The organism is Chryseobacterium sp. GW821-FHT04C04 (genome assembly GCF_059420365.1).
Genome location: NZ_JBWKTO010000004.1, coordinates 329,949 through 344,963 on the forward strand (window position 1 = coordinate 329,949; position 15,015 = coordinate 344,963).

Below are 15,015 nucleotides of genomic sequence, written 5' to 3' on the forward strand. Positions count from 1 at the left end.
ATTTGAAAAGGTATTATGCTGTAAGAAAATAAAAAGAGGCAGAAACTGCCCCTTAGTTTTCATAATTGATGAGTAATTGACCAGCAATTGTTGACGGATAGTCACTCAGTTTATGTATTGTTTTAATAAGATATCATTAATTTTAGCCAGTAGGTTTTGTCTCATTTTTGAATTTCTTTGATTAAGAAGAATGATGAAACCCCAGTTTTTAGCTCTGTTGTAGCATATAATTGAAGATTGTCCCATAGAATCTCCTGATTTTAAATAAAGGGTGTCACCATCATCTGTAGAAATGTTTACCCCGAGTCCCATTTCTCTTTTTTCATCTTTATAGAAGATGTTTTCTGTAAGGATTGCCGCTTTACCGATGGTTGTTTCCTTATTGAGAACCTCTTTTAAATAGAGAAGCATATCAGAAGCGCTTGACTTTACCAATCCCGCAGGAGCTGTAATGTTCCATTTGAAAAACTCCTGAATACCGCCCTCAGGATTATGACCCACAGTTCTGTTTTTTACGTCAAAATCTTTAGTGAATGTATTATTCATCTGCAAAGGTTTTATTATTTTCATTCTGATAATTTCGTCGTAGCTCTTGCCATATACTTTTTCTACTATTTGTCCCAGCAGGGTATATCCAATAGTAGAGTAGCGGTATTTGCCATAATCAGCCAGCTCACTGCAATTATTGATAATATCGGCTAATGTTTTCTGAGTTACACTACTGACAGGTTGTTGTGGATTAAGCTCTACGAGTTTTCCGAAATCAACATCAGGCAAGCCTGACTGATGAGAAGCCAGATCTGAAATTTTTATTTTATTTCTAAGGTTTTTATGGAGAACATAGTCTTTGGGAAGATAATTGTCTATATAATCATCCAATTTTATTGTATGGTCAAGAGCAGCTTGTGCAATTAAATTAGACGTTAAAATTTTAGTAATGGATGCAATTTCAAATAGGGAATTTTTATCAATTTTAATTGGTGTTTCTGCATTCAGATTACCATATGCGGTAAAGTATTTCTCATTATTTTTGATCAGACCAACGCTGATTCCTACCTCAGGGTTTTTTTGAAAATTATCCTTTATTAATGAATCTATCTTTTGGTTTACATTCTGTCCAAAAGTAAAAGTGCTTAATAATAGCACGGCTAAAAAGTTGAATGAAGTTTTCATTGTATCGTTATTGAGGGTTAAACATTATTATGATACAAATGTGAGAAAGAAGCCTATTCTATGCGACCGAGTACATGTAATCGGGCGGATTTGGTCAGAAAAATGAGTTCGGATACTTTGAAAAAAAGTACGAGTAATTACAACGTTTTGTTTTGTAGTGTTTTACGATGGGTTGTTGGCGTGTTTCCAATATGTTTTTTAAAAGCAGTATTAAAAGAAGATTTTGAATTAAATGGGAATCTGTAGAAAAGTAATTGTATTTCTGAGCATTCAAAGATTGGAAAGAACATCACTTATTAATCTCAATAAAGGTTCGCTGGTGTCTATTGAAGTGATGATGAGAAAAACCGTAAAAAGATAATTGCTCGTTTTAGGCTTTGTTTTGACTGTAATGAGAAAAAATGCAAAAAAAAATGAAAAGAACAGAGAGATTACTGTTACAATAATTAATAAATTACTCTTATCCATTTATTATTTTTTTGTTCATAATTGGGTAGTCTTTTTTTGTTTGCATCTGAACTTTTATAAAAATTAGATTGAAGTAATCTATTTTTTTACTACCCGTTCAAACCGTAGTGCTAATGCTATAAACGATCTGAAATCAACAGGCCGTAAATCATGATTTTATGTTGTTTTTTGATATGGAGAAAATGGAGTTTGTAAAGATAAATGACCCTATATGAAAAGGCGTTTCACAGAAATAGGAGACCATAAAGGCCTCCTACTTTTTATTACGGATATTGATGCGGTTAGAAGATCCTACCTGTTTTTTCAATATTATCCTTTGTGATAAGGACATCCGGAAGCAGCAAGAGAATTTCCTGCAGGAGCAAAGAACTGCTCTTCAATTACTTTTCTCTGGTCTTCAGGAATATCTTCCAGTTTACGAAGCGTATTTACCTGGATATGAGGCCAGCTCGTAGTACCTCCGTCATTTCCGAAATCAAATTCGAAAAATACAATTTGCTCATATTGAAGCTGAAGAATTTCTTTTCCGTCTTCAATTACCGTTTCAATCCACATATCCATATCCACTTCAACAGTAGGAACAAAGCGATTCACAAAAGGAACATTTAAAACGCCTCCCTGCGCTCCGGTTTTCATTTTTGATGACATCTTAACATGAACGTAATTGCTCACTTCCTGACCTCTTAATGTATCTCTAAGCCTTAGATCAGGTCTTACAGAATAAGGATATAAATCGTCTGCCAATATTCTCTGGGTATAAATTTTGTTTGAACCCGGATCATTTTTATCATTTAAAGTTTCATGTACCCAGTCCGGTGCAGGCTTATCAAGATCAATGATATTGTCAGAGGTTACTCCTGCGTTACCCATCGTCCTTGAAATGGAGAGATGATTAGTGTCCCATGCTTCTTTGCCATAAGGGAATTTAGGGGAACCGTCAATTAAATAAATAGTATCACCTTCAGAATTACTTTGAGCAGCAATATCTCCCAATAAAGTAATGGTACTTCCATGAGGAATGACGCCACTTCGCGAAATAGAGTAGTCCGGAATAAAATAAGGGCCATCAACCCCTGCTCCCGGCTTTATTTCCTGCGCTGGAATAATCTCATAATAAGGCTGTCCCGGCTCCAGCTGGCTCAGTAGGATATATTTTTTTTCTTCCCCGTCTGGTGTTACCCTTACCAAAGGTTCATCTCTGTATTCTCCTGTATATCCATACTTTTCAGCATCTTCTGTAGAAATAGCATGAATACCACGGTCTCTTTTAATAGATTCCTTCGTTGCAGCATGATTGTAGACGTCACTCAGCCATAGATACATCCCGTTTTCTTCATGAATAGGGGTGTATTTTAATGCGTTTTGTCCTTCTACAGTATTAACACTTTTAATACTTTGCTCGTATTTAACAGCTCCGCAGAAAAGTTCACTTGCACCACCACGATTACGAACTCCACCAGGAACGATGGAAAATGTTAGCTTCTCAATATATTCTTCACTGTCAAAAGCAAATTTACCGGGAATGGTCCCGGAATTGGTGCCAGGAGAAGGCATAATGGTAGTATGTACTCCGCTCGCTAATGAAGGTTTGGTAATGTCTTTATTGTAATTCACATTATAACTTACCCAAGTTCCATCAAGCGCTTCAAGAATTCCATAATCTACACTGTTTTCTATTGCCTGCAGATTTTCTTCTCTAAACGGTCTTACAGGATCATCGATAAGAAGTTTTGAATATCCGTCCATTAATTCTGCCAAAGATTCCTGGTTCTTACCAGGCATTTTACGGAATAACTGTTCACCTCCCGCTTCGGGACTTTCTTTTTTTCTTTTAAGCATGATGTATCGTTTTTTTAGGGTTATAAATTGATGTATTCGAAAGTAGGACCTGCATTAGTCTGAGAATCCAATGGTTGTTTCATCAGACCCACTGCCTGCTCTTTCAGGGCATACATGTACATAATGGATTTTTCCAGTTCCCTTTGATTTCCTTCCACAGCACTTTGAATGGCATCTAACAAACGCTTATAGGTTTTATTAAACTCAACGCCCTGGGCATAGAGCTCTTTGTTCTTTTTATAGTCTTCCAGCTTAGGATTAGGTTTCATCGGGTATGCCTGGTTCCAGTCTACAGGTAAATCTTTCCCGGTGGGTGGTGTAGTGACAGGCATCATTCCGTTTTCATCCATAAAAGGTTCATAGTTTCCTCCAAGATAAAAATGCTCATGGAAAACTTCTTTAAATCTGAAATAGTGAGCCAATTCTACGCCTTCTTCAAACTGTGACGGATCAACATCAAAAATAGAATCGTCAGCTCCTTCACCTTGCCCTTTGATTTCCTGGAAAACGGCGATTACCCCGGCCAAAGCTTCTACAGAGTGTAATTTCCCTCCGCTTCCATAATATTGCTCAGGACGGATTTGTTTTTCCGGCTTTCCTGTGAAAATTCCTCCTTTATTTAGATCCTCAAAATTTTTCGGAAGGCTTCCATGTTCTTTGTAATAAGCCATGATTTGGAAAACAACAATGTAGAAGAATAAAACATCATAATACTCACCAATGGTGTGTACATTTGCCATGATGAAACCTTTCATATTTTCAAGAGTCCAGAAGTTGTTTTCCTGTATGGAAGCTCTTTGAGAATATAATTCAGAAGTTTCTGTTTCGTAATCATATTTAGGAGCTTTTATCAAAGTTGTACTTGGACTTTCAATTGCAATAAATGTAGCAATACTGTTGCTTGAGAATGTTTCCAGACCCACATAGAAATCAACGTTCATCGGCAATTTCATAGGATAAGTAGGGTAGTTCTGCTGTTTGTTTACAGAAGGTTGGATATCGATTGCATTCAGGACATTACAAACCATAATCAGGTGAAGCATTTCTTCCACGGCAACACTTCTGATAATCTGGGAAGCCAGAGCATTGGTTCCATCCTTTATGGAATACAACGCAGTAAGATAAGGAGGGATGGTAGAGTGTTCGATGAGAATGGCTGTCTGTAAAAGGTCCTGTAAAACCGGACGGTAATCAACATCGGCTAAACCTTTTTTTACTCCTGAAATCTCTGAACCTGATTGAGATTCCAGATAAGCATTAAATTCTTGAATCTGATCATTGAGCAAAAGGCTCGTTACCATTTTGCTGTGATGTTTTAATCCTTCAACCCAATCTTCTTTGCTAAGCGTTGAATCAAATAATAAAGAAGATAAGGAAATGGCTTCTGTAACCACAGCGTTTCGTGCAGCCATTCTTCCTGTTGTTAATAAGGTTTCCTGTGGCTGTGTTGTTTTATTAATAAGTCTTTGTCTCATGTTTTTATTTTTTTAGTTGAATTTCAAGATCAGCAAGGATAGATTCTACCGAACGGATCGTGAATGCTGATAAGGTTAAAGTAGGATTTGAAGTTCCCAGAGTTGTCATATTTCCAGCTCCTACAACGTATAAATTCGGGTGATCCCAAGTTTTACAGTAGCTGTTGGTTACAGAATCTTCTGCTGTAGAACCCATTCTGTGAGTTCCCACAATATGGCCTGCACCGTTGTAAGAATATCTTTCTCCATTGTAGATTACAGAATTTTTGTCTTCCACAGTATATTTTGTGAAATCCTCAATGTTTAATCTTTTAAACATTTGATCAGAAGCATGTTTCGCCTGTTCCATGGCTTTCATTTCGTATTCCGTCAGTTCATAATGAATAACAGGACGTGGAATTCCAAGGACATCCAGATATTGATCGTTAATGGTAACCCTGTTGTTTGGATTGGGAAGCTGTTCAATTTCAAAATGAAATAGTACCTGCTTAGAAAGTCTGTCGGTGAGCTTTTCTCTTAATTCTGCCCCAAAACGTTTATCTTTGATAAAGTAGGCCACATCAGAACCTGGAGAAAATGCCGGCCATCCCCATCCCCAGTTGTCAAGCGGAGAGATCCACGCTGAAAATTCACCTCTGAAATTTCCATCACGGAAAGATGAAATGTTTGTAGTCGAACCGGGACCTCTGTACGGATATACCGGTTCTGGGAAAAGTCCCCACGTAAGCATTACCATATGATCCATCAGGTTTCTTCCTACCTGGTCACTGCTGTTAGCAGCCGTTTTTACAACGTTGTTAATGGTATATTTGGAGTTCAGTAGAATTTTTGGGTTTTCAAAAGCATTAGCAGCCAAAATCACAATGGCATCTGAAGTATCAATGGATTCTTCAACAAAATCTGTTTTCTCTTTTGAAGTATATCTTCTTAAATGAACCTTGGATATTTTATCTTTATCATTTTGGTCAATGCTTAGCCTATATACTACACTCTGAGCCTGAATCTGCATATATGGATTACGCTTAAGGTTTTCATTCTCATTGATTTTATATAAAGCTTTTTTCAATGTTTTCAAAGCATTGTATTTAGCCTGGACAGGACAGATAGGAACACACGAAGCATTTCCTTCACAGCGTTCTCCCATATAAGGGTTCCATACAGAGCCAAGAGCTTTGTATTCTTCCTTTTCTGAGCTATCTAAAACAAGTTTATATCCCGTTTCTTTAGGTTCAGCTTTGATGATCTTTGTCTTTCCGTATTTTGGATTCGGAATGGAATTTCTTCCCTGTGGAGATGGGATCATCATTAAAGGAATTTCTCCGGAACTTAGTTTCACGCTTGTGCCTTTAAGCCCCTCAATAATCTTATGATCCATATAACTCTGAGGAATTTCTTCCATAGGGAATACGTAATTTCCATAATATTCTTCCATTTTTTCATCAATAGGATATTCCTGTCTGGAAACATCTCCGGAAACTCCGATTTCGAATTCTGCCATTTCATAATAAGGCCTTAATTCATCATAGCTTATCGGCCAGTTGACAGGAGTTTTTTCATCAGAGTCAGGCTTTGGAATAGTAATGCCATACTTTTCAGTAAGTTTGAAATCGTTGGGAAGCATTCTTGGAGTAGTTCCCAGCCAGTGAAGTGTCGTTCCGCCACCCACTCTGATAGCATCACTGGCAAAAGGCATTGGCCCAAACTGAACCAGATATCCTTTTTTATCGGGATACGGTTGAACAATATGTTCCATATCGAGAACATTGGGGGAAGGAGCTTGCTTTAAATTTGGATAAGGAGAATTGGGAACTTTGGCTTCCTCTCTGTAAAAAGTACGGATATATTCATTATATGTGGTCATTGAGGATACGGAATCCAGTTCCAGTCCTGCTTCCAGTCCCGCCTCATACATGAGTATTGAGATTTCCTTAATATTATCCGATTTTCCGGCATCTGCACGATGGATCATTTTTCCTTTGGTTATATCAAATACGTGATCGGACAATAGTTTTGCGATTAATGACCCTGCGATCCCCGTTCCTACGATGATCACATCTTTTTTGTTATTCGTCTGGCTCATGAGTTACTGTTTACAGGTTTAATATTCCATGATTTGTAGCCAGGCTGTTTTGCTCCGGGTGGATGGGAGTGCATCAGGTTCCAGACAAGACCCTCTTTGTAAGAAAGATCATTGATATAAGCTCCTTCCCAGGTTCCCAGATACCACATGGTAATCATCTTCCCGGCAATATCATTCATTCCCGGTTTTGCTATAATTTCGGATTGAATGGCGTTTTTTAACTGATCTTCATCGGAAGAGCTTTCGAGAATATTTTTAGAAACAGTAAGAAATTCTACAAAAGTAGCAGCATCTAAGCTTTTGAGAACGTAAGTGTAATAAGTTTCTGCCAAACCAGTAGACTGTAATTCGTTGACCGTAAATCCGGCAAGCGCTTCCGAGATAGACATAAACACGTCGAAATAATAATCGTCGACGTTGAGGATTTTGTTAATAATGTTCATTTCGTTAAAAATTTGGGTTAGATATCTTCAACTCCTTTCAACAGGAGATGTTCATGCTGATTGATCTACAGCTGCCGGATTTTTCAGATACCATCTCTTTTTTCAGAAAGGAATGCATGTCTTTCAAGCGATCCATAGTTATCAATTTTTGTTAAATCGAAATTAATCAGATCCTGGTAGATAAGATTCAGTATTTCTACGTAATTTATAGTAGTTATTGTTTGTGAATTTGTACATAATCCTTTATACAAAAGGGTTTTCTGGATTTTTGTTTTCACCTAGTTTAGAATTAATTTAAATAATATGGTAGGATATTTTGTAGTTAAAATAGGTATAGATGATGCTGGTATTTGAAAATAAAACACTGAAATTGTGTGAGATGAAAATGTTTTTAAATCTAAAGATGAATAGTCTTATCTTAGGCGTCAAAGAAATAAAATACTGCAGGTGTTTCTATAATTATAATAATTGTTTCAAACCATGAAAAAACTTACTTTAACCATACTATGCCTGACCTCTTTTGCCTTATCAGCGCAACAACTGAAGGATAAAAAAGAAATCGCTTTTCATTTGTCCAAAAATCTAAAAGAACAGTCGGCACATCAATCCGTTCAGCTTGAAACAGACAGAATATTTAATAAGTTGGTTGCTGTCAGAAGAAATTTTCATGAAAATCCGGAACTCGCAGGCAAGGAAGTGCAAACTCAGGAAAAGATAAAACAGTATCTGCTTGATTTAGGATTGGAAGTTCAAACGGATGTTTATGGATATGGCGTTGTAGGAATCCTGAAAGGGGATAAGAAAGGAAAAAAAATAGCATGGAGATCAGATATGGATGCATTACCCAATGATTATCCGGATCCGGAGACTTTCAAATCGAAAGTAAAAGGTGTTCAGCATGGTTGTGGTCATGATATTCATATGGCGGTTGGGCTAGGAATTGCTGAAGTTCTCGCAAAAAATAAAAAGTCATTAAAAGGAACCGTTTATTTCATATTTCAGCCTGAAGAGGAAACATTCAAAGGCGCAAAAGAAATGCTGAATAGCGGGTTGCTTTCCAAAATACATCCTGAAGAAATTTATGGATTGCATGTAACAGCAATACCAGCCGGACAGATCATGGTGAAACCCAATGAAATGTTTGCCTATCAAAAGAAAATAAAGATTCAGTTGAAAAATGGATTGTCCGAAGAACAAATAAAGGAATTAACAAAAAAGATCAGCAATTCTTTATTTCGTGCTTCTGCCGGAAGTAAACCATGGGAAATACAATCGATAGTTGATCCTACAATCGGACTGACAAATCCGGATACTATTTTCAAAGATTATCTCTTCATAGACGGAAAATTAGCGGCCTATTCTAAAAATAATGAATCTTTTCTTGAAGCCTATGTATATGAGACGAATTTCTCTCATGTAGATAAGATAATTCCAGAAGTACAAAAGGTTATTGAGGATAATGGTTACAAAGACCAACTTCTCTCTGTTTCATTTACGCAGGGAAATCCAACCGTTATCAATAATGAAAAATTGACCCGTTCAGCAGCAGAGATCCTTCAGAATATGTATGGGAAAAATACAGTTGTTATAGCTTACGGGCAGGTTCCGTTTTTTAATGATGACTTTGCTTATTTTCAACAAAAAATTCCGGGAGTTTACTTCTTTCTTGGTGGTTCTAATTTTGAAAAAGGAGTGATTGCAATGAATCATTCTCCTAATTTTCAGGTGGACGAGGAAAGCATCAGAACCGGAGTAAAATGCTTTTCATCGTTCATTATAGAACGTCTTAATAGCAATTAAGCTGCAATTATTTCAAACAAAATCCCAGGTAAAGAAATGTATTCTATATAAAAAATGCTGTCCTCAAAAAAGAACAGCATTTTTAATTTCTTACTCTACAACAATACTTTCAATGCCTTTCTGTAATGCTGTGTCCTGAATAACCGGAACAGAAAGCCCTTCTGCACGGACCACAGAAATATCCGTCATTCCCATAAATCCTAAAGTTTGTTTTAAATAAGGAACTACAAAATCATAAGCTTGTCTTTCTCCTTCAGAATAAACACCGCCACTTGAAAAAGCAAGATATACTTTCTTGTTTTTCACCAAACCTTCAGGACCGTTTTCACTGTAACTGAAAGTTTGTCCTGCCCTTGCAATATGATCAAGCCATGACTTCAGTGTAGAAGTGATACTGAAATTATAAAGAGGAGCTTCAATGATGATAATGTCAGCCTCATGAAGCTCAGCAATCACCGTATCAGAAAGTTTTACAGTTTCCAATTGCTCAGAAGTACGGTTTTCAGCCGGGGTGAAAAATGCATTGATATGGGCTTCTTCCAAATGAGGAAAAAGAGGATTGGTCAAATCACGTTTTTTGAAAATACTGTCAGGATATTTTGCGGTAATTTTTTCTACAACAGCATTTCCCAGTTTTTTGCTGACTGATGATTCGCTTCTTGGGCTTGAGATAATATGAAGTACTTGTTTCATTTTTTTATTTTTTTAAAATTGATGTTTCAAAATTATCTATATTTACTAATAAAAAGATAGTAGTTACCAAAAGGTTAGTAATAACATTTAGGTTAGTAACAATAAAAAAAAAAGAATGGAAGAAGAAAAAATAGTGTATTCACGGCCACAATGCAGCACTCATCTGTCTGCAACTGAGGATGCTTTGTATGTTCTTGGCGGGAGATGGACCATACGGGTTATGATTGCTATTTTGGGTGGACATACACGGTTCAATGAATTGCAGCGGACCATCAATGGAATTTCGGCACGAGTATTATCCAGCGAATTAAAAAAACTGGAGGTTAATCATTTGGTAGAAAGAACGGTTCTCAGCGATCACAAGCCCGTTTTGGTAGAATATGTTCCTACAGAATACAGTGAATCACTGAAAGATGTAATTGCTGCCCTGGCTGATTGGGGGGTAAAACATAAAAAGAAAATTACAGCCTGATAACACAACAGAAGAGTAGGTTGGTACCGTGAAATACTGCATTTTTTGTTCTATTTTATGGGTTGTACCATTAATCATACTTTATATACTTTTACTCAATTAATAATGACAAGATGATCATATGCGAAGACTTATTATTTTCCTGGGGAGCCAGTCTGGAAAAATATGAAGCTGGAGATGTTATTTTTCAGGAAGGAACTGCGGCAAAATATTATTTTCAGATAAAGTACGGCACTGCGAAACTGAATACTTTTTTAGAAGACGGAAAAGAATTTGTTCACGGGCTTCCTTTTGATGGTCATTGCATCGGTGAGAGTTACTTATTTACAGACCATCATTACGCAGTCAATGCGATTGCAGTGACCAGCTGTGAAGTGATTAAGATTTCTAAAGCCAAATTCCTGCAAATACTATTGGAAACTCCTGCATTAATGCTGGAGATTAATAAATATACAGCCGACAGGATGCATTTCCGGTATTTAGTTTCCAGTTTTCTGGCAATTCCGGATCCTATTATAAAACTTAGTAAGCTTTTTGATCATATAAAAAACTATTTCGGTTTTGAAGAATCTTACTCATTTCTGATTCCCTATACCAGACAGCAAATAGCGACTCTTACCGGTCTTCGGGTAGAAACGGTGATCAGATATGTCAAAAAAATGCAGGAACAGAAACTTGTTAAAATTGAAAGCTCTAAAATTTACTATTAGTCTTCAGTGATTTATTTTAAGATCAATACAGGCTGATGGGTATTTTGGTAAATTCCCTCAGAAATACTTCTGCTTGCCAGATAATACAAAAAGCTGTGCTCACCGGGTAATGCAATAATAAGGTCAGCTGCATGGGAGGTGGCGAAAGTCAGAATACCATTAATAACATCTTTATCATAAGAATAATGAATACTGCTCGGAATTTCCGTTAAATGTTCGCGGATATAGTTTTCCAGTTCCCGTTTTTTATCCTCATCCTCTTTTTCACTGGTCTTGATGTTTAAAAACAACAACCGAACATCTTGTTTATGAATAACAGATTTGTGATGAAATAATCTCTGTAATCTTTTAATTCCCTTTATATCACAAGGAATAAATATATTTTTAATGGGGGTGTAGTGATAGCTGTTGGGAACAATTAAGGTCTTTACAGGGCTCGTTCTTGCAATGCTTATAATATTATCAGAAACAAAGCTTTCATTGGAAGAGGTTGCGTCGTCACTGCCCAGAATAATGAGTTCTACAGACGGTTCATTCTTTAAAAGCTCATTGATACTTCTGGTAAGAGCCCAGTCACTTAACACTCTGGAAACCTTGAGGTCAGGGTGTTTTTCTGTAATGATACTGCTTAACTGGTCAAATAATAACTCTGTTCTTTGAAGCAGATTATTGAGACTTTCTTCATTGACAAAAGAATGCCCCTCTGCAATATGCAGATAATCAAACTCAGATTCTCCCGCTGTTTTTAGTAAGATGATGTTTTGATATTCATAGGTTTCTGCCCAGTCTGCGGCAACTCTTACTGCATTTTCCGTAGTTGATGTAAAATCAATGGGTACAAGGATTGTTCTCATAGTATATCATTTTTTGATCCTGATTCTTCCAGATTTGCTGTCATTTTTTTTACTAACAGAAGAGCTTTGCTGATCTCTTCTTCATCAATATCTCCAGCTGCTTTTTTATAAAGATTCAATGCCCATGGATAAACAGTTTCTACAATCTGTTTCCCTTTCACAGTTAAGAAGATCTGCTTATTCCTCCGGTCGTTTTTATATGCTATCCGTTCAACCAGATCCCGCTTTACAAGGCTGTTGATAAGATAAGTGATGCTTGATTTGTCTTTGCTTACTTTATTCCCTATTTCCTGCTGGTTGATGCCATTATTGCGTGAAAGTAATCCCAGAATCTCAATCAGTTCAAAAGAAAGATCCGGATCATATTCATTAATGGTAGTCTGAATCTTCTGTCGAAGGCGGCTTTTCATTTCACTCATGGCCAGGCCTAGCTCCAGAGCTAGTTCCGAAATATTATTCTGTTGTACAGGCATACTTTTACAATATAATATAGCAGGATAAGATGCATATCGAAAAGATTTTATTGCATAGCTTATCCTAACAAATATACGTAAAATTAGTTTTAATTAAAACTAATTAGGTGTAAAATAGTATATGTCAGCTTGTAAATAAATTGAAATGCAATCTTACTCCTGTATGATGACTATAAGATCCGGAAAAGATCACATCGCTACATGCCACTAAAGACGAAGAGTTCTACCATCCGATTGTACCTTGAAAGTATCAAATAAAAAAGCAGAGACTAACTCTCTGCTTTTTCTTTTTTAACGGCTTGATTCATAATAAGGATAATCCCCAATAGAAAACAGGCGATGATCAGGTAACGCCAGGAAAGGTCTTTTTGATCAGTTACCGTTCCACTCACTGAAATGATAAAACTTGTTATTGAAGTAATCACATACACCAATCCACCCATCAGTCCGCCGGCAGTTCCTGCATTTTTAGGAAAGTACAGCATACTTGTCGTAAAAAATGAGGTAAATAAAATTCCGGAACAGATATGAATGAAAAACGCAAAAGGAATCATAATGAAAAGACTTTGTGCATAGTAACTGGTGATGATCAAACCTGTAATCAGGACCAGCTGCAGAAGGATAGGCTGTAAGATTCTTGGTTTAAAATCAAGAGTCAGCCTGCGTTTTCCGATAAACCCTCCGATCATCCAGGAAAAACCTAAAATCAAGGTACAATATCCAATGACTACCGGGGTGAAATGAAAGGTATTTTCAATAATAAAAGGTCCGGTAATATTAAATAACATCACAATAGAGTAGCTTAATCCCAAAATGAAAATTCCAAGCATGAAAATCCTGTTCTTAAGCATCATTTTGTAAAGACTAATATTCTCTGACAGATCCAGTTTCTTTTTCTGAGGAAGACTTTCACCACTGAAGAACCATTCGAAAAGGAAAAGAAGTCCGGCGTACGCAGCAAGAAAATAAAAATTAGCATGCCAGTTAAAAAGTTTTTCAAGATAGCCCCCTAAGAAAGGCGCCAGAATTGGTCCGCACGACCATACAATTGTAAAATAACTCAGATAGTGCTTCACTTTCTCCGAATCATAAAGATCTACAAAAATAGCACGGGTTGCGACTACAAGAACGGAAACAGCTGCTCCCTGAAGAATACGAAGCAGACAGATCAGTAAAATACTGTTTGTCATTGTAATTAAAATACTGGTCAGAATCAATAGAAACAATGCTATCAATTTGGGACGATAACGGCCGATACTGTCCAGAATTCCTCCTACAAATAATTGTGAAATTCCGTAGCTCAGAAGATATGAAGTTAAAGTGATCTGGATATCTTTTTCTGAAACCATCATTTCTTTAGCCATAGAAGGAAACGATGGTAAATAAATGTCCGTGACAAACCCCGAAAGCGGGATCGACACGAAAGCCATAATAGTAATTAATCTGATTCTTTTTTCAGATGCATCTTTCAACATATTCATTCATTTTTTACCATGCAAAAATAGCTCAAGAAATATAAATATGGATTTTAAAAGACAAAGTAAAAATTACAAAAATCAAATATTAGGATAAGTTCTTAAATTTTAAAGGTGAGGTTTGGGCGTGTTTTTTAAAAAAATTATTAAAATGAGCCGGCTGGTCAAAGCCTAAAGTATAGCCTATCTGAGCAATATCCCAATTCGTATACTTCAGCAGGTTTTTAGACTCTTCAAACATCTTTTCCTTAATGATCTGTGTTGTAGTAAGATTAGTGACAGATTTTACGGAAGAGTTCAAATGATTGACATGCACATTGAGATGATCGGCAAAATCAGAAGGACTTTTTAGCGCAAGTGGATAGGCAGGAGAATCCAAAGGAAACTGTTTATTGAGTAATTCGTCAAATAGCTTGTAGAGTCGTACGTTCCCGGGAAGCTCATTGGGATTGATATCTTCTAAACGGTTTTCCAGTGCCAGATGCATAACAGATGCCAGATTGCTTTTGATACTGTTGCATCGGAAAGGGTAGGAAGAATTATTCATCCTATAGATTTGATCAAAATAAAGAGTAGCCAGTTCGGTCTGTTCGTCCGTCAAAAAAACAACTGGCTTGCTCCATTCTTTGAACATCGAAGTTTTTTTAAACAGGTTAAATTCTGAATTTCCATTAAAAAATTCCTGATTGAAAAGACAGAAATATCCTTCCTGAAAATCACTTTCACATTCCCAGGAATACGGGATACTTGGAGAAGGGAAAAATAAAGCCGGACCGTCAATATACAACTGATGTGTACCATAATGAATGGTGCCTTTTCCTATGATAAAACTTATTTTATAATAATCACGGCGGTTATAGGGACTCTTGAAGCTGCAATATCTCCGCATCGAAATATTGAAATGGGATTTTCCTGTTTCAAACTCCTCTGAATCAAACATTTTGACCTCGTTTTTACGGATGCGTCTGTAATAGTCTTCTATAGTTTCCAATTGATCACTCATAGGTAAAAATTATAAAAATCAAAGATAGATAAACCAATGTTCACTTACATTAATTTT

Annotated in this window: 13 protein-coding genes; 3 read left to right on the forward strand and 10 right to left on the reverse strand. The window is 36.5% G+C overall.

Going from position 1 to position 15,015, the window contains the following annotated elements:
- Positions 1-105 precede the first annotated feature (105 nt).
- The 5 genes from AC07UM_RS14900 to AC07UM_RS14920 form a co-directional block, all read right to left on the reverse strand.
- Positions 106-1,173 (reverse strand): serine hydrolase domain-containing protein, encoded by a 1,068-nt coding sequence (locus AC07UM_RS14900; RefSeq protein WP_494683901.1) that lies wholly within the window; start codon positions 1,171-1,173, stop codon positions 106-108.
- 777 nt (positions 1,174-1,950) lie between these two features.
- Positions 1,951-3,480, reverse strand: a complete 1,530-nt coding sequence (locus AC07UM_RS14905; protein WP_494683902.1) for a peroxidase, FMP-type — start codon at positions 3,478-3,480, stop codon at positions 1,951-1,953.
- A 20-nt stretch (positions 3,481-3,500) separates the two neighbouring features.
- A complete protein-coding gene (locus tag AC07UM_RS14910; protein ID WP_494683903.1) occupies positions 3,501-4,955 on the reverse strand; it encodes a ferritin-like domain-containing protein in 1,455 nt (484 codons plus the stop codon).
- A gap of 4 nt (positions 4,956-4,959) precedes the next feature.
- A complete protein-coding gene (locus AC07UM_RS14915) occupies positions 4,960-7,035 on the reverse strand; it encodes a GMC oxidoreductase (RefSeq protein ID WP_494683904.1) in 2,076 nt (691 codons plus the stop codon).
- Entirely contained in the window at positions 7,032-7,478 is a 447-nt protein-coding gene (locus tag AC07UM_RS14920) for a hypothetical protein (RefSeq protein ID WP_494683905.1), read from the reverse strand. Before AC07UM_RS14920 ends, AC07UM_RS14915 begins: the two co-directional genes overlap by 4 nt.
- A 480-nt stretch (positions 7,479-7,958) precedes the next feature.
- Between AC07UM_RS14920 and AC07UM_RS14925 the strand changes: the two genes are divergently transcribed.
- Complete coding sequence (locus tag AC07UM_RS14925; protein ID WP_494683906.1) at positions 7,959-9,278, forward strand: M20 metallopeptidase family protein; 1,320 nt, start codon at positions 7,959-7,961, stop codon at positions 9,276-9,278.
- Between the two features lie 90 nt (positions 9,279-9,368).
- Here the strand turns inward: AC07UM_RS14925 and AC07UM_RS14930 are convergent, their stop codons facing one another.
- The gene (locus tag AC07UM_RS14930) at positions 9,369-9,971 is read right to left on the reverse strand and encodes an FMN-dependent NADH-azoreductase (protein ID WP_152289513.1); all 603 of its coding nucleotides are present in this window, start codon (positions 9,969-9,971) and stop codon (positions 9,369-9,371) included.
- Between the two features lie 115 nt (positions 9,972-10,086).
- On the opposite strand from AC07UM_RS14930, the gene AC07UM_RS14935 reads away from it, so the two are divergent.
- Entirely contained in the window at positions 10,087-10,443 is a 357-nt protein-coding gene (locus AC07UM_RS14935; RefSeq protein WP_494683907.1) for a winged helix-turn-helix transcriptional regulator, read from the forward strand.
- Between the two features lie 113 nt (positions 10,444-10,556).
- Positions 10,557-11,153: a Crp/Fnr family transcriptional regulator gene (locus tag AC07UM_RS14940; RefSeq protein WP_494683908.1), complete on the forward strand. Its 597-nt coding sequence runs from the start codon at positions 10,557-10,559 to the stop codon at positions 11,151-11,153.
- 11 nt (positions 11,154-11,164) lie between these two features.
- Here the strand turns inward: AC07UM_RS14940 and AC07UM_RS14945 are convergent, their stop codons facing one another.
- The 4 genes from AC07UM_RS14945 to AC07UM_RS14960 all read right to left on the reverse strand — a co-directional run bounded on the left by AC07UM_RS14945 (position 11,165) and on the right by AC07UM_RS14960 (position 14,958).
- On the reverse strand, positions 11,165-12,007 hold the full coding sequence (locus tag AC07UM_RS14945) for a universal stress protein (RefSeq protein ID WP_494683909.1): 843 nt from the start codon (positions 12,005-12,007) through the stop codon (positions 11,165-11,167).
- The gene (locus AC07UM_RS14950; RefSeq protein ID WP_494683910.1) at positions 12,004-12,480 is read right to left on the reverse strand and encodes a MarR family winged helix-turn-helix transcriptional regulator; all 477 of its coding nucleotides are present in this window, start codon (positions 12,478-12,480) and stop codon (positions 12,004-12,006) included. The genes AC07UM_RS14945 and AC07UM_RS14950 overlap by 4 nt, the downstream gene beginning before the upstream one ends.
- Before the next feature lie 269 nt (positions 12,481-12,749).
- Positions 12,750-13,955, reverse strand: a complete 1,206-nt coding sequence (locus AC07UM_RS14955) for an MFS transporter (protein ID WP_494683911.1) — start codon at positions 13,953-13,955, stop codon at positions 12,750-12,752.
- A gap of 88 nt (positions 13,956-14,043) precedes the next feature.
- Positions 14,044-14,958, reverse strand: coding sequence for a helix-turn-helix domain-containing protein (locus AC07UM_RS14960; RefSeq protein WP_494683912.1), 915 nt, complete (start codon positions 14,956-14,958; stop codon positions 14,044-14,046).
- Positions 14,959-15,015 lie beyond the last annotated feature (57 nt).